The 15,758-nt window shown below is 67.6% G+C and carries 14 protein-coding genes; 6 read left to right on the forward strand and 8 right to left on the reverse strand.

Annotation, left to right across the window (positions count from 1 at the left end; translation table 11 throughout):
- Nucleotides 1-72 precede the first annotated feature (72 nt).
- Together glpK and glpD are read right to left on the reverse strand one after the other, a co-directional pair.
- Nucleotides 73-1,575 carry a glycerol kinase GlpK gene (gene glpK, locus DID96_RS05045; RefSeq protein ID WP_124598164.1) on the reverse strand — a complete coding sequence of 501 codons (1,503 nt, stop codon included), beginning with the start codon at nucleotides 1,573-1,575 and terminating at the stop codon, nucleotides 73-75.
- Nucleotides 1,576-1,671: 96 nt separating this feature from the next.
- Complete coding sequence (gene glpD / locus DID96_RS05050) at nucleotides 1,672-3,195, reverse strand: glycerol-3-phosphate dehydrogenase (RefSeq protein ID WP_124598165.1); 1,524 nt, start codon at nucleotides 3,193-3,195, stop codon at nucleotides 1,672-1,674.
- Nucleotides 3,196-3,357: 162 nt separating this feature from the next.
- On the opposite strand from glpD, the gene DID96_RS05055 reads away from it, so the two are divergent.
- Entirely contained in the window at nucleotides 3,358-3,723 is a 366-nt protein-coding gene (locus DID96_RS05055) for a hypothetical protein (protein WP_124598166.1), read from the forward strand.
- 66 nt (nucleotides 3,724-3,789) lie between these two features.
- On the opposite strand, the gene DID96_RS05060 is transcribed toward DID96_RS05055, so the two are convergent.
- Together DID96_RS05060 and DID96_RS05070 are read right to left on the reverse strand one after the other, a co-directional pair.
- Nucleotides 3,790-3,987 (reverse strand): phage tail assembly chaperone, encoded by a 198-nt coding sequence (locus DID96_RS05060; protein ID WP_185732174.1) that lies wholly within the window; start codon nucleotides 3,985-3,987, stop codon nucleotides 3,790-3,792.
- 318 nt (nucleotides 3,988-4,305) lie between these two features.
- A complete protein-coding gene (locus tag DID96_RS05070) occupies nucleotides 4,306-5,085 on the reverse strand; it encodes a DeoR/GlpR family DNA-binding transcription regulator (protein ID WP_124598168.1) in 780 nt (259 codons plus the stop codon).
- A 199-nt stretch (nucleotides 5,086-5,284) separates the two neighbouring features.
- On the opposite strand from DID96_RS05070, the gene DID96_RS05075 reads away from it, so the two are divergent.
- The 3 genes from DID96_RS05075 (at nucleotide 5,285) to DID96_RS05085 (ending at nucleotide 8,632) form a co-directional block, all read left to right on the forward strand.
- A complete protein-coding gene (locus DID96_RS05075) occupies nucleotides 5,285-6,925 on the forward strand; it encodes a gamma-glutamyltransferase family protein (protein ID WP_124598169.1) in 1,641 nt (546 codons plus the stop codon).
- 294 nt (nucleotides 6,926-7,219) lie between these two features.
- Nucleotides 7,220-8,047 (forward strand): ferritin-like domain-containing protein, encoded by an 828-nt coding sequence (locus tag DID96_RS05080; protein WP_124598170.1) that lies wholly within the window; start codon nucleotides 7,220-7,222, stop codon nucleotides 8,045-8,047.
- A 69-nt stretch (nucleotides 8,048-8,116) separates the two neighbouring features.
- Nucleotides 8,117-8,632, forward strand: a complete 516-nt coding sequence (locus DID96_RS05085) for a hypothetical protein (protein ID WP_124598171.1) — start codon at nucleotides 8,117-8,119, stop codon at nucleotides 8,630-8,632.
- Here DID96_RS05085 and DID96_RS05090 read toward each other — a convergent pair.
- From DID96_RS05090 to DID96_RS05100, 3 genes are all read right to left on the reverse strand, one after another.
- Entirely contained in the window at nucleotides 8,626-10,110 is a 1,485-nt protein-coding gene (locus DID96_RS05090; RefSeq protein WP_124598172.1) for a DEAD/DEAH box helicase, read from the reverse strand. The two genes, DID96_RS05085 and DID96_RS05090, sit on opposite strands and share 7 nt — an antisense overlap.
- 133 nt (nucleotides 10,111-10,243) lie before the next feature.
- Nucleotides 10,244-11,542, reverse strand: coding sequence for a cytochrome c (locus DID96_RS05095; RefSeq protein ID WP_124598173.1), 1,299 nt, complete (start codon nucleotides 11,540-11,542; stop codon nucleotides 10,244-10,246).
- A 19-nt stretch (nucleotides 11,543-11,561) separates the two neighbouring features.
- The gene (locus tag DID96_RS05100; protein ID WP_124598174.1) at nucleotides 11,562-12,326 is read right to left on the reverse strand and encodes a c-type cytochrome; all 765 of its coding nucleotides are present in this window, start codon (nucleotides 12,324-12,326) and stop codon (nucleotides 11,562-11,564) included.
- Between the two features lie 393 nt (nucleotides 12,327-12,719).
- On the opposite strand from DID96_RS05100, the gene DID96_RS05105 reads away from it, so the two are divergent.
- The gene (locus DID96_RS05105) at nucleotides 12,720-13,652 is read left to right on the forward strand and encodes a copper resistance D family protein (protein WP_124598175.1); all 933 of its coding nucleotides are present in this window, start codon (nucleotides 12,720-12,722) and stop codon (nucleotides 13,650-13,652) included.
- A 24-nt stretch (nucleotides 13,653-13,676) separates the two neighbouring features.
- Here the strand turns inward: DID96_RS05105 and dgoD are convergent, their stop codons facing one another.
- On the reverse strand, nucleotides 13,677-14,825 hold the full coding sequence (gene dgoD / locus DID96_RS05110) for a galactonate dehydratase (protein WP_124598176.1): 1,149 nt from the start codon (nucleotides 14,823-14,825) through the stop codon (nucleotides 13,677-13,679).
- Nucleotides 14,826-14,981: 156 nt separating this feature from the next.
- Between dgoD and DID96_RS05115 the strand changes: the two genes are divergently transcribed.
- Nucleotides 14,982-15,650 carry an FCD domain-containing protein gene (locus tag DID96_RS05115; protein WP_260463809.1) on the forward strand — a complete coding sequence of 223 codons (669 nt, stop codon included), beginning with the start codon at nucleotides 14,982-14,984 and terminating at the stop codon, nucleotides 15,648-15,650.
- Nucleotides 15,651-15,758: the final 108 nt, after the last annotated feature.

Raw genomic sequence — 15,758 nt, forward strand, 5'->3', positions numbered from 1 at the left:
CGTATGTCGTGGCGGACTCGCGCATCGCGCGGTCCGCCGGTCGTTGTTGTATTCGTTATGGATATCGAACGGTTACTGCGCGTCGTCGGCCCACGCCTTCGCGGCGCGCACCGCGCGCTGCCAGCCGGCCATGCACTGTTCGACCTGCTCCTTCGGCATCTGCGGCGAGAAGCGGCGGTCGAGCTGCCACTGGCTGCGCAGTTCGTCGAGGTTCTTCCAGTAGCCGATCGCGAGACCCGCGAGGTAGGCCGCGCCGAGCGCGGTCGTCTCGGTGATCTGCGGACGCACTGCGTCGACGCCGAGCAGGTCCGCCTGGAACTGCATCAGCAGGTTGTTCGCGCTCGCGCCGCCGTCGACGCGCAGCTCGCCGACGCTGATGCCCGAATCGGCCTCCATCGCCGCGAGCACGTCGAGCGACTGGTACGCGATCGAATCGAGCGCCGCGCGCGCGAGGTGCGCGGACGTCGTGCCGCGCGTGACGCCGAACAGCGAGCCGCGTGCACGGGCATTCCAGTGCGGCGCGCCGAGGCCGGCGAACGCGGGCACGAGGTAGACGCCGTCGGTGTGCGGCACGCTCTCGGCGAGCGCCTCGATCTCGGCCGCGCTCTTGATGATGCCCATGCCGTCGCGCAGCCACTGCACGACCGCGCCCGCGATGAAGATGCTGCCTTCGAGCGCGTACTGCACGTCGTCGCCGATCTGCCACGCGATCGTCGTCACGAGGTTGTTCTTCGACTCGATCGGCTTGTCGCCGGTGTTCATCATCAGGAAGCAGCCGGTGCCGTAGGTGTTCTTCACCATGCCCGACGTCGTGCACATCTGGCCGAACAGCGCGGCCTGCTGGTCGCCCGCGATGCCCGCGAGCGGGATCTTCGATGCGAACACGGTGGTCTTGGTGTGGCCGTAGATTTCCGATGACGCCTTCACTTCCGGCAGCATGCTGCGCGGGATGTCGAGCAGTTCGAGCAGCTCGTCGTCCCACTGGCGCGTATGGATGTTGAACAGCATCGTGCGCGACGCGTTCGTCACGTCGGTCACGTGCAGCTCGTGCTTCGTGAAGTTCCACACGAGCCAGCTGTCGACCGTGCCGAACGCGAGCTTGCCCTGGCGTGCCTTGTCGCGCGCGCCCGGCACGTTGTCGAGAATCCAGCGGATCTTGGTGCCGGAGAAGTACGAATCGATCGGCAGGCCCGTCTTCGCGCGCACCTTCGCTTCGAAGCCCTGTGCCTTCAGCGAATCGCAGAAGTCGGCCGTGCGGCGATCCTGCCAGACGATCGCGTTGTAGACGGGCTGGCCCGTCTCGCGATCCCAGACGATCGTCGTCTCGCGCTGGTTCGTGATGCCGATCGCGGCGATCGACGTGCCGTTCAGGCCCGTGCGGGTGACGGCCTCGGCCGCGACGCCCGCCTGGGTCGACCAGATTTCCTGCGGGTCGTGCTCGACCCAGCCGGGTTGCGGGTAGATTTGCTCGAATTCTTTCTGCGCGATCGACACGATGTTGCCCTGGCGATCGAACAGCATCGCGCGGGAGCTCGTCGTGCCCTGGTCGAGCGCGAGGATGTACTGATCCTGCATGTCTCTCATCTCCATCCGTGATTGGCTTAGTTGTGATGCGCGCCGCACGAGGCGGCGCGTCTGGGTGAGGCTGATCCGGTGAGTCTTGTACGTCGGTCAAGCGTGATGCGCGTGGCGCGCGGCGAACCACGCATCGAGCGCGGCCGTCACGTCGTCGAGGGTGCCCGGCGCGACGTGCAGCCCGAGCTTCGAACGGCGCCACAGCACGTCCTGCGCGCAGGTCGCCCATTCGACGTCCCGCAGGTAGCGCAGTTCGGCTTCGTGGATGCCCGGCGCGATCACGAGGCCGAGATCGGCCAGCGACTTCGCCTGGCCGACCACGCGTTCGGCGCGCGTGCCGTACGCGCGCGCATAGCGGCGCGCGAGCGTGGCGGGCAGCCACGGATGACGCTTCGCGAACCGATCGGCGAACGCGTCGAATCTTGCATTGGCGATGTCGCCGCCCGGCAGCGGCGCACCGGACGTCCACGGCTTGGCGTCGCGGCCGAGCGCGCGGGACAGCAGGTCGCCGGCTTCCTCGGCGAGCTTGCGGAACGTCGTGATCTTGCCGCCGAACACCGACAGCAGCGGCGCGCCGGCGCCATCGTCCATCTCGAGCCGGTAGTCGCGCGTGACCGCCGACGCACTTGCCGCGTTCTCGTCCTCGAGCAGCGGGCGCACGCCCGAATACGTCCAGTGGACGTCGGCTGGCGCGATCTTGCGCTTGAAGTAGCGGTTGATCGACTCGCACAGGTATTGCGTCTCGTCCCGATCGATCGCGACCTTCGCCGGATCGTTCGTGTACTCGACGTCGGTCGTGCCGATCAGCGTGAAGTCGCGCTCGTACGGAATCGCGAAGATGATCCGCTTGTCCGGGTTCTGGAAGATGTATGCGTGGTCGTGATCGAACAGGCGGCGCGTGATGATGTGGCTGCCCTTCACGAGCCGCACGCTGTGATTCGCGCCGCGGCCGAGCGCGCCGTGCAGCACGTCGCCGACCCACGGGCCGGCCGCGTTCGCGATCGCGCGGGCGCGCACGACGCGGATCGACCCGTCCGCGAGCTGGAGCTTCGCTTGCCATTCGTCGCCAGCCCGCTCGGCGGACACGAGCTTCGTGCGCGTCAGGATCTCGGCGCCGTGCTCCTTCGCGTCGAGCGCGTTCAGCACGACGAGGCGCGCGTCGTCGACCCAGCCGTCTGAATACACGAAGCCGCGCTTGATCGAATCGATCAGCGGCGCGCCGGCCGGATGGCGGCGCATGTCGATGCCGCGCGAGCCGGGCAGCAGCTCGCGCTTCGCGAGGTGATCGTAGAGGAACAGGCCGATGCGGATCAGCCACGCCGGCCGCAGGTTCGGCATGTGCGGCATCACGAAGCGCAGCGGCCACATGATGTGCGGCGCCGCGCGCAGCAGCGTCTCGCGTTCCTGCAGCGCCTTGCGCACGAGCCCGAATTCGTTGTACTCGAGATAGCGCAGGCCGCCGTGAATCAGCTTCGTGCTGCACGACGACGTGTGCGACGCGAGGTCGTCCTGCTCGCACAGGATGACCGACAGGCCGCGGCCGGCCGCATCCCGCGCGATGCCCGCGCCGTTGATGCCGCCGCCGACGACGAGCAGATCGTAGCGATTCGGTTGAGTCACCTGCTGTCCTTATCGTCTGAGGGAAATGGGCGAACACAAAATGTTCGAATTCGAAATTTATCGAACTGATTCGAAAAAGTAAAGTTCGAAAAAGAGGGGCGGGTGGCGCGACGCGCGATCCCGGACGATACTTGCGGGATTGACCGTTTCGCGAGGTGAATCATGCGTATTGGGATGTGGGCCGGCGCGCTGGCCGTCATGCTGGCGGGCTGCGGCGGCATGCCGCCGCTCGGCGGGAGCTGGCGCGCGCCGTCATTCGCGGATCTGCAGACGTCGTGCGGCGGCACGGCGCGCGACTGGGGCGCGGATGCGCAGCCCGTCTATTCGACGCTCTATGACGCGTACGTCGCGAAACGCTATCGCGGGCTGTCTCAGCCGGACTATTGCACGTTCGTAAACGAACTTTCGGCGCGTTATGCGGCGCCGGATGCGCCGGCGCGGGCCGGCTGGGTCACGTATTTCAACGATGCGCGCGCGAAGGCGGTCAGTTGGCGGGCAGCCGTCGACCCGACGCTGCGCGGCGGCTGAGCGTCGTCGATCGAACGAGGCGGGGAGCAGCGCGCGGCCGGGAGCCGGCCGGCGCGGTCAGGTCAGTCAGGAATAGCGGTATTTGATGGAGCGCAGCGCCGCGTCGCCCGTTTCGGTCACGCAGTATTTGCGTCCCGATCCGAGCCCTTCCAGGCGGACGAGCTGCTGCTCGAGCAGCGCGTCGAGTTCATCGCGTTCCATGTTGGCCTGATCGGGAGCGTCCTTCACAAGCAGTAGCGTGGCGAATTCATGCGGACTCAGCATCGTTCTCTCCATGGCAATCGGACTGCCCACACCTTCGGCCCGGGGGGCCGGGGCGTGATACCCAACGGGGTATGGCTTGGGGGGAAAAGCTGCAATTCGCCGGTCCAACGTTTCACCCACGCTATGGCACGAGCGGGACGGGTAAACGGGCCGGGGAACTGGAGTCTAGTCGAGCGCGCGGGCAACACCAAATCGTGCCCCATTAATTTTCCGTTTGACACGCCGGCCCGCTGCAAGCGGTTGGGTCGAACCGCCAACTTCTTGATTTCACTTGAAGTTTTGGGTGCGGCGCAGCATGGCGCCGGTCATTCCCGCGGGTCATTCCGCCACGTACACCTGGGTGCCCGCGGCGGCGATCGTCTCGTCCATCTCCGGCGGCAGCGGCTTGTCGGTGAACAGCGCGTGCACCTGGCTCAGGTGGCCCTGGCGCACGAGCGCCGGCCGGCCGACCTTCGAGTGGTCGGCGACGAGGTAGACGGTGCGCGCGTGCTGCATGATCGCCTCGGCGACGCGCACCTCGCGCGTGTCGAAGTCGCGCAGCGTGCCGTCGGTCTCAATCGCCGACGTGCCGATGATCGCGTAGTCGACCTTGAACTGGCGGATGAAGTCGATCGCGAGCTCACCGACGATCCCCTTGTCCCACGGCCGCACGATGCCGCCCGTGATCAGCACCTCGCAGTCCGGGTAGCCGCTCATCATCGACGCGACGTTCAGGTTGTTCGTGATCACGTGCAGCCCGTGGTGGCGATTCAGCGCGCGCGCGACTTCCTCGGTCGTCGTGCCGAGGTTGATGAACAGCGATGCCTGGTCGGGGATGTGCGACGCGGCGAGCGCCGCGATGCGCCGCTTCTCGTCGTGGAACATCCGCTGCCGCGCGGTGTACGACACGTTCTCGGAACTCGTCGGCAGGCTCGCGCCGCCGTGGTAGCGGCGCAAGAGGTTCAGGTCGGCGAGCCAGTTGACGTCGCGGCGGATCGTCTGCGGCGTCACCGCGAAGTGCGCGGCGAGATCGTCGACGGTCACGAAGCCGTCGCGCTGCACCCATTCGAGCAATTCCTGCTGGCGCGCGTTGAGGGTGAGGCGGGGATCTCGGGTCATGTCGGCGGCGAAGTCGTGAAGACGGAGCGGCTATTGTAAGGGTGTTCGGGCAGCATGCCGGACACGGCGGCACCGGCAATTCATGTGCAAAGTGCATGGAATCATGTGACAAATGAATTTGCGTGATCGCGCCGATCGCGCTGGAATGGCGGATTGTCCGCGTTCGCGCGCTTACGCAGTTTCCGACGAGGTGGAACCGATGACCGGCTTCAACTGGCACAACCCGTATCCGACGACGCGCACTCCGGTGTTCGCGCGCAATGTGGTTTCGACGTCGCATCCGCTGGCCGCGCAGGCCGGCCTGCGGATGCTGTGGAAAGGCGGCAACGCGGTCGACGCGGCGCTGGCCGCCGCGGCCGCGATCACGGTCGTCGAGCCCGTGTCGTGCGGGCTCGGCGGCGATGCGTTTGCGCTCGTGTGGGACGGCGGGAAGCTGCACGGGCTGAACGCGTCGGGCGTCGCGCCGGCCGCGTGGAATGTCGATTACTTCCGCCGGCGTCATGGCGAGGATGCGCACGGCCTCGCGCGCAAGCCGACCCGCGGCTGGGACACGGTCACCGTGCCGGGCGTCGTCGCGGGCTGGGAAGCGCTGCACGCGAAGTTCGGCTCGCTGCCGTTCGCCGACCTGCTCGAGCCCGCGATCGAGATCGCCGAGCGCGGCTATGCGGTGCCGCCGATCGTTGCGCGCAAGTGGGCTGCCGCGGTGCCCGAGCTGCAGCGCTTGCCGGGCTTCGCCGACACCTTCATGCCGCGCGGCCGCGCGCCCGAGATCGGCGAGCGCGTCTGCCTGCCCGGGCATGCGCAGACGCTGCGCACGCTCGCGAAGGACGGCGCGCGCGCGTTCTACGAGGGCGCACTCGCCGAGCGGCTCGCCGCGTTCGCGCGCGACGGCGGCGGCGCGCTCACCGAAGCCGACCTGCGCGCGTACCGGCCAGAATGGGTCGAGCCGATCGGCAAGCGCTTTCACGGCCGCACGATCCACGAGATCCCGCCGAACGGGCAGGGCATCGCCGCGCTGATCGCGCTCGGGATCGCCGAGCATGCGGGCGCAACCGAATGGCCTGTCGACTCGCCGGAGTCGCAGCATCTGCAGATCGAGGCGATGAAGCTCGCGTTCGCGGACGTCTACCGTTACGTCGCCGATCCGCGCGCGATGGACGTGACGCCCGCGCAGATGCTGGCCGACGCTTACCTCGCCGAACGCGCGAAGCTGATCGACCCCGCGCGCGCGACGCACTTCGCCGCCGGCCGGCCGCATTCGGGCGGCACGATCTACCTGTCGGCGGCCGACGAGCGCGGGATGATGGTGAGCTTCATCCAGTCGAACTACATGGGCTTCGGCTCGGGCCTCGTCGTGCCCGGCACGGGGATCGCGCTGCAGAACCGCGGGCACGGCTTCTCGATGGACCCTGCGTCGCCGAACGTCGTCGCGGGCGGCAAGCGGCCGTTCCATACGATCATCCCGGCCTTCGTCACCGAGGAAGTCGACGGCCGCACCGAGGCCGTGATGAGCTTCGGCGTGATGGGCGGCGACATGCAGCCGCAAGGCCATCTGCAGACCATCGTGCGGATGCTCGGCTACGGCCAGCAGCCGCAGGCGGCATGCGATGCGCCGCGCTGGAAGGTCAATCGCGACTTCTCGCTCGATGTCGAGTCGAGCATGGACCGTGCGATGGTCGATGCGCTTGCCGCGCGCGGCCATGCGATCAAGTCGATCGATGATCCTTACATGGATTTCGGGTCCGGCCAGTTCGTGTGGCGGCTCGATCGCACCGATCCCGAGCGCGGCTACGTGGCCGCGAGCGACAGCCGGCGCGACGGGCTGGCGGCCGGTTTCTGACGGTTCGCTTCCAGTTGCAAACGAAACGGGCGGCCAAACGGCCGCCCGTTTCGTTTGCACCGCCGCGTTCGAAGGACTCGTCTAACGAACGGCAATATGCACCGAGGAACTGCGCCCGTCGGGCATGGTCAGTGCTCTGAAGCACGAACATCAAAGTCCGGCTAAGATTTCAGAATGGTTCGGCCGGACCCATTCCTACAACATCAAGCAATAACGCCGCATCGAGGGAGACCGCTGCTCACGCCGCATGCGTGTGGGGCGGTTGCCGGATGGGGCGCCTGGGAGCGCAACACCATGCAGACTCAAACGACGCATGTCATGCCGTGGCGAATCGAGGACATCGACCTGAACCGGATCGATCGTCAGCGCGCCGCCGCGAACGAGGATTTGCTTTTGCTGCTGTGCGCGGCGTCGTTCATCGAAAGCGGTTCGGATCTCTACACGAGCAACCTGAGCGAGTTCTTCAACGACGATCCGGAAGTGTCGGCGTGGCTCAACAATGCATGGGAGCACGAAGAGTTGCAGCACGGCCGCGCGTTGAAGGCCTACATCGGGCACGTGTGGCCGGAGTTCGACTGGGATACTGCGTTCGCGAACTTCTTCGACGAGTATTCGAAGACCTGCTCGGTCGACGCGTTCGAGAAGACCCGCGCGCTCGAGATGGTCGCGCGCTGCGTCGTCGAGACGGGCACCGCCACGCTCTATCGTGCGATCAACGAGTGCTCGGACGAGCCCGTGCTGAAGGAAATCACCGACAACATCCGCACGGACGAAGTGCGCCACTACAAGCACTTCTTCAAATATTTCAAGAAGTACAACCAGCTCGAGGGCAACGGCCGGCTCGCGGTGCTCGGCGCACTGATGCGCCGCGTGATGGAGATCAGGAACGAGGATTCGGAGATCGCGCTGCGCCACGTGTTCGCGATGCGCTATCCGGGCCGCATCGGCGACACCGAATACAACCGTGCGCGTGCTGCGCGCGTCAACGCGCTCGTGCGGCGCAACCTGTCCGCGGACATGTGCATCAAGATGCTGCTGAAGCCGCTCGACCTGCCCGCGAAGATCCAGCCGGGTGTGCACTATCCGCTCGTGAAGCTCACGCAGCACGTGTTCTTTCGCTGATCCGTCCACGGCCGCGCCGGTCGCGGGTATGCTGCGGCATCATCCGCTGATCGACGAGGCCGCACCATCATGACCGATTCGCATCGCCACGCACTCGAGCAATGGACGTTCGACGCGTGGCCGCCTGCCGTCGTGTCGCTGTTCGACGGCACCGAGCTCGACCGCAAGGCCGACGTCGCGGTGTCGCTGATCGTCGCGACCGACGACGGCCAGCTGCGCACGACGCTGTTGAGTGTCGGGGAAATCTACGCGCGCGACGCCCGCGTGCTGCTGCTCGCGCTATGGCCGCAATCGCGCGCGGCGCGCGCGCTCGCGCAACGTCGCGCGGCCGCACTGACGCTCGTCGCCGACGGCGCGTTCCATCAGGCTCAACTGGAAATCGAACCGCTCGAAGGCGACTTCGGCGGGCTCGCGGGGTTCGCGGCGACGATCGCGCACGGCGATGCGCAGCGCGTCGGCTATGCGCGTCTCGCGACGGGCGTCACGTTCGCGCTGGAAGGAGAGGACGGGGAGCGCGCCGCGGTGCTCGCACGCTGGCAGCGCCAGGTCGAGCACCTGCGGCACGCGGCCGCGCGGCTTCAGTGACCGCGCTGGCCGCTGCGCGACGAACGGTTGCGGTTCGCGTGCGCGGCGTTGCCGCTCGACGGACGTGCCGCGTTGCCGCCGCCCGGCCGCCCGCCATTACCGCTGTTACCGCCCGCGCCGGGCGTGCGCGGCTTCGCGGCGCTCGCTGCCTTAGGCTGGCCTGCCTTCGGTTGGGCCGCCTTGGGCTGCGCGGCCTTCGGCGCACCGCCGTCACGCTTCGCGGCCGGCTGGCCTGACCCGCCGGCGCGCGGCGCGCGGTTGCCGCCACCACCACCACCGGCACCACCGCCGCGTTGCTGCTGGCCGCGGCGCAGGATCGGTTCCGGCTTCGCATCGGGATCGGGCTCGAAGCCCGCGATCACTTGCTGCGGGATCTCGCGCTTGATCAGCCGCTCGATGTCGCGCAGCAGCTGCTTCTCGTCCACGCACACGAGCGACACCGCTTCACCGGTCGCACCCGCACGGCCCGTGCGGCCGATCCGGTGCACGTAGTCTTCCGGCACGTTCGGCAGGTCGAAGTTGACGACGTGCGGCAGCTGGTCGATGTCGATCCCGCGCGCGGCGATGTCGGTCGCGACGAGCACCTGCAGCGTGTTGTTCTTGAACTCCGACAGCGCGCGCGTGCGCGCCGACTGGCTCTTGTTGCCGTGGATCGCCATCGCGCTGATGCCGTCCTTCGTCAGCTGTTCGGCGAGCCGGTTCGCGCCGTGCTTCGTGCGCGTGAACACGAGCACCTGGAACCAGTTGTGCTCGCGGATCAGGTGCGTGAGCAGCTCGCGCTTGCGGTCGCGGTCGACCGGGTGGATCTTCTGCGCGACGGATTCGGCGGTCGTGTTGCGGCGTGCGACTTCGATCAGCGCGGGCGAATCGAGCAGGTTGTCGGCGAGCGCCTTGATCTCGTCGGAGAAGGTCGCCGAGAACAGCAGGTTCTGGCGGCGCGGCGGCAGCTTCGCGAGCACGCGCTTGATGTCGTGGATGAAGCCCATGTCGAGCATCCGGTCGGCTTCGTCGAGCACGAGGATGTCGAGATGCGTCAGGTCGATCGTCTTCTGCTGCATGTGGTCGAGCAGGCGGCCGGGCGTCGCGACGACGATGTCGACGCCGCGCTTGAGCGCATCGATCTGCGGATTGATGCTGACGCCGCCGAACATCACGGTCGAGCGCAGCTTCAGGTACTTGCTGTACGCGCGCACGCTTTCCTCGACCTGCGCGGCGAGCTCGCGCGTCGGCGTGAGGATCAGCGCACGCACCGCGCGCTTCGCGGTGTGGTGTTCCGCGTAGAACGTGTGCAGGCGCTGCAGGATCGGCAGCGTGAAGCCGGCGGTCTTGCCGGTGCCGGTCTGCGCGCCGGCGAGCAGGTCGCCGCCGCCGAGCACGGCGGGGATCGCCTGTTGCTGGATCGGGGTAGGCGATGTGTAGCCAAGCTCGTTGACCGCCTTGACGAGCGGTTCGGCCAGGCCGAGAGATTCGAAAGACATAGACACGACTCTTGAGTTTTATGGTCGGCGACGCATCGCGCGGCCGGCGCGGGAATAGCGTCGCAAAACGACAAAAAGAAAAGGGCGCGGCCGCGGTTTCCCGCAGCCGCGCCCCGTTTGCGTTACGCGTCGTTTAGTCGAGCGGCGCGGAACGCAGGTCGCTCACCTGTTGCGGCGAGATCGGCGAACCGTTGTTGCCCCACGACATGCGGATGTACGTGACGACCGCCGCAACTTCCTGGTTCGACAGCGACTGTGCGAACGGCGGCATCCCGTACGGACGCGGATTCTTGAACGTGCTCGGCGGATAGCCACCGTTCAGCACCATGCGAATCGGGTTGACTGCCGATTCCATCGTGATCGAGTGGTTCTCTGCGAGCGGCGGATAGGCCGGCGGCTTGCCCTGGCCGCTGGCGGCGTGGCAGGTCGCGCAGTTGTCGGCGTAGATCTTCTTGCCTTGATCGAACAGCGCGTTGCCGAACTGCTTCGACGGCTCGTACTGCATGTTCTTCGGCGCTTCAGCCTTCTGCGGGATCGACTTCAGGTACGTCGACATCGCGCGCGTATCCTCGTCGTTCATGTACTGCAGGCTGTTGTGGACCACGTCCGCCATCGGGCCGAACACCGCGCCCTTGTGCGACACGCCGGCCTGCAGCAGGTCCGACAGTTCCTGCACGTGCCAGTCGCCGAGGCCGAGTTCCTTGTCGTTCGTCAGCGACGGCGCGTACCAGTTCTGCAGCGGGATCAGGCCGCCGGCGAATGCCGACGCGTTCACCGGGCCGCCCATCATGTTGATCGACGTGTGGCACATCGAGCAGTGGCCGAGGCCTTCGACGAGGTACGCGCCGCGGTTCCACTCGACCGACTTGGTCGGATCCGGCTTGTACTCGCCTTCCTTGAAGAACAGCGTGCGCCAGCCGATCAGCAGGTTCCGGTTGTTGAACGGGAACTTCAGCTCGTGCGGACGGCTCGGCACCGACACCGGCGCGACCGAGCGCAGGTAAGCGTAGATCGCGTCCGAATCCGCACGCGTGACCTTCGTGTAGCTCGCGAACGGGAAGCCCGGGTACAGCAGGCTGCCGTCCTTCGAGCGACCGGTGTGCATCGCGCGATAGAAGTCGTCCGACGTCCACTTGCCGATGCCATCCTTGTCGTCCGGCGTGATGTTCGGCGTGTACATCGTGCCGAACGGCGTCGCCATCGGCAGGCCGCCCGCGAACGACTTGCCGCCGCGCACGGTGTGGCACGCGATACAGTCGCCGACGCGCGCGAGGTATTCGCCTTTCTTGATCAGCGCGGCCTGGTCGGCCGGCGTGGCCGCGACGGCGGCATTGCCGTGCAGCGTGTCGTTGCCCGGCCACAGGACGGGCACGAGGGCCGCTGCCGCGACGATCGCGACAGCCGAGAGTGCAAACAGGGACTTGCGTTTCATTTCGTGTGTCTCCCTTGCCTTATTGCGGTTCGCTGCCGCAGGCGAGCGGAGTCTTCATCGAGCGGGCCGGAGCCGGCACGGGGTTGGCGGGCGCCGGTTGGGCGGCGAGCCATGCCGTCACGGCGGTCACGTCTTCGTCGGAAAGCTTCGCGGCGACATCGTGCATGCAGTCCGGCGCCTTCGCGTGGCGGTTGCCGGAACGCCATGCGCCGAGCTGCGCGCTCAGGTAGTCGGCGTGCAGGCCGACGAGACCCGGGATCGCCGGCTGCATGCCGGTCAGCGTCGCGCCGTGGCAGGCCACGCAGGCCGGCAGCTTGTGCGACGGATCGCCTTGCGTGACGAGCTGCTTGCCGCGCGCGAGCGTCGCGGCCGGCAGCGTCGGCTTCGCCGGCGTCGGGTACGGCGGGCGCTCGGCCGAGAAGTGCTCGGCAATCTCGCGCAGGTAGTCGTCGTTCAGGTACGTCAGCAAGTAGTTCATCGGCGGGTACTTGCGCCGGCCGTCACGGAAGTTGACGAGCTGGTTGTACAGGTACTCGGCCGGCTTGCCGGCAAGACGCGGGAAGTAGTCGTTGTCCGTGCCCTGGCCATGCACGCCATGGCAGGCCGTACAGCCGCGCACGCGCTCGGCCATGGTATCGGGTGCCTTGAGCGGCGCCTGCTGGGCCTGGGCTTGCTCCGTGGGCTTGGTCTGCGCTTGGGCAGTGCTCATGAGACCCGCGCCGCCGATCATCAGAACGGCGAGCAGCGGACGGAAGAAGCGTCTTGAAGACACACGAGACTCCATGATTATTCGTCGGGGACCTGTCCGGGCTACGATCGGCTCGGCTTGCATGAAGGCAGGACAGCCGGGCTGCTGCGACGCGGCATTCTATCATCGATGGGTAATGACGGCTATTTGACATATGGACATAGGTTCATGCCTGTATCCGACTTGCGACAATTTGACGCGCATGCTGCGCGGCCGTCGTGAACCGGCGTGCGTTTTGTCCATCGAAGACCGTACACTCGCGGGTCGCGCGGCGCCGCCTCCGCCGCAGATCGTGTCATTTTCTTGTTTCCGGATTGATTCACCGATGACGTTTTCTACCGTGCCGTTGCCCGATTCTCCATGTCCGTTCCATTGCCGCGCCGCCGCTGGCCAGCCGTCCCGCGCCGGCCGTTCCGGAGGGCGTGCGCGATGAGGATCGACAGCTTGTGGATCGGGCAGGTGGCGCTCGCCGCGCTGATGGACGCCGCGTTCGCGATGGCGGTCGGCTCCGCGCTGCTCAAGGGATGGCTCGCGAAGGATGGTGCGCGAGCCGTCGTCGCGCCGTCGCATCCGGCATGGCTGCGCGCGCAACATTCGCTCGCGGCGGCGGCCGCGGCGCTCGTGCTCGCGGATCTCGGCTGGCTCGTCTATGAAGCCGCGACGATGAGCGGCGCGGGGTTCGCGGGCGCGTTCGGCGCGATCCCGACCGTGCTCACGCAGACGCACGTCGGGTTCGCGTGGTGCGTCGCGTTTGGCGGCGCCGTGCTGCTCGGCGTGGTTGCGCTGCTGCGGCCGGACGGCCCGCTCGCGTATGCGGTGCTGTGGCTCGCGGTGATCGTCGTCGCGGCGGGCAAGGCGTCGCTCGGGCACGCGGCCGACACGGGGCCGCTGTCGGCGGCGGTCGGCGTGCAGACGGTGCACCTGCTCGTCACCGCGGTGTGGGGCGGCCTCGTGCTGGCGGGCGGGCTCGCGGTGCTGCCCGCGCTCGGCTCGTCGGTCGCGCGCGGCGCGCTGATCCGCATCGGGCAGCGGCTGTCGCGGCTGTCGATCGTCGCAGTCGTGTTCGTGCTCGCGACCGGCGCGCTCAACGCGGCGCGCGGGCTCGGCGGCTCGCTCGCGCCGCTCGACGGCAGCACCTGGGGCCGCGTGCTGATGCTGAAGCTGATGCTCGTCGCGCTTACGCTGCTGCTCGGCGGACTGAACCGCTTCTCCGCGCTGCCGCGCCTGTGCCGCACCGCGTCGACCGAGGATGCGCACACGTTCCGCAACATTCTGCATCTCGAGGCGCTGACGATGATCGGCGTGGTCGTCGCGGCCGCGGTGCTGTCGTTCAGCGTGCCGGGCTTCGCCGCGCTCGGCTGATGCCGTGGCAGCCGGCGCTGGCGCTCACCACTCGGCGACGCTGCCGTCCGCGTGACGCCAGACGGGGTTGCGCCAGCGATGGCCCGTCTTCGCCATCTCGCGCACCTTCTCCTCGTTGACGTCGATGCCGAGGCCCGGGCCTTGCGGGATCGACACGAACCCGTCCTCGTAGCGGAACACCTCGGGATTGCGCAGGTAGTCGAGCAGGTCGTTGCCCTGGTTGTAATGGATCCCGAGGCTCTGTTCCTGGATGAACGCGTTGTAGCTGACCGCGTCGAGCTGCAGGCACGCGGCGAGCGCGATCGGCCCGAGCGGGCAGTGCAGCGCGAGCGCGACGTCGTAGCTCTCCGCGAGCGTCGCGATCTTCCGGCACTCGGTAATGCCGCCCGCGTGCGACGCGTCCGGCTGGATGATGTCGACGTAGCCGCCCGCGAGGATGTGCTTGAAGTCCCAGCGCGAATAGAGCCGCTCGCCGAGCGCGATTGGCGTGTCGGTCTGGTTGACGATGTCGCGCAGCGCCTCGGCGTTCTCCGACAGTACGGGCTCCTCGATGAACATCAGCCGGTACGGATCGAGCGCCTTCGCGAGCACCTTCGCCATCGGCTTGTGCACGCGGCCGTGGAAATCGACGCCGATGCCGACGTGCGGCCCGACCGCGTCGCGCACCGCCGCGACGTTCGCGATCACCTGCTCGACCTTGTCGTACGTGTCGACGATCTGCAGCTCCTCGGAGCCGTTCATCTTGACGGCCTTGAAGCCGCGCTCGACGACCGCGCGCGCGTTGTTCGCGACGTCGCTCGGCCGGTCGCCGCCGATCCACGAATACACCTTGATGCGATCGCGCACCTGGCCGCCGAGCAGCGCGTGCACCGGCACGCCGTGATGCTTGCCCTTGATGTCCCACAACGCCTGGTCGATGCCCGCGATCGCGCTCATCGCGATCGGCCCGCCGCGGTAGAAGCCCGCGCGGTACATCACCTGCCAGTGATCCTCGATCAGGCGCGGATCCTTGCCGACGAGGTAGTCGGCGAGCTCGTGCACGGCGGCCTCGACCGTGTGCGCACGGCCCTCGACGATCGGCTCGCCCCAGCCGACGATGCCCTCGTCGGTCTCGATCTTGAGGAACAGCCAGCGCGGCGGGACGACGAAGGTTTCGAGGCGGGTGATCTTCATGGCGCGTGTCTCCAGACGGAAAGCCTGACGTCAATCCTAGCGGATTCGATTAAAAAATAGTATTAATAGCACTATTGTGCAGATAGTGGGCAGCAGCGCAGCAGCACAGCAACGTTTGGCTGCCCGCATTCCGGGAGAAAGACCATTCAACACGACCTGCATGGACAAACGGCGTTCCGGCTCGCGACGGCGATCCTGCGCGGCGACTATCCGCCCGAATCGCTGCTGCCGCGCGAACCCGACCTGATCGAGATGTTCGGCGTGAGCCGCACGGTGCTGCGCGAGGCGCTGCGCACGCTGACGTCGAAAGGGCTCGTCGAATCGCGGCCGAAGGTCGGCACGCGGGTGCGGCCGCGCCGCGCGTGGAACCTGCTCGATGCGGACCTGCTCGACTGGTATGCGCGTGTCGCGCCGCCGCTCTTGTTCGCGCTGAAGCTGCAGGAGATGCGCGAGATGGTCGAACCGCACGCGGCCGCGCTCGCCGCACGCGCACACACGCCGGAGACGTTCGACGGAATCGACGCGGCGGCACGCGCGATGACCGACGCGCGCAACGTCGACGAATGGGTACGCGCGGACCTCCGGTTCCATCTGAGCGTGCTGGAGGCGGGCGGCAACGAGCTGCTGGTGCCGCTCGGCGCGCTGATCGATCGCACGCTCGAGGCGCAGCTGCATCTGAATGCGCGGCGCGCGGACGTGTTCAACGCGTCGCTCGCCGAGCATCTGGCCGTGTGCGACGCGATTCGCGCACGCGATGCGGACGGCGCGCGCCGTGCGATGGCCGCATTGCTCGCGGTCACGCGCGCGCGGATCGAGTCGACCTGACAGCGCGTTCCGGGCGGGCGTTGCGGGGGCGTCGGCGGCACGCTACTGTAGGCGTATCGATGCATTTTGACCCACGCCCGCCGATGCGGCATCGCAGCGAGCGGGCTA

This window comes from Burkholderia sp. Bp8963, from assembly GCF_003854275.1.
Lineage (GTDB): Bacteria > Pseudomonadota > Gammaproteobacteria > Burkholderiales > Burkholderiaceae > Burkholderia.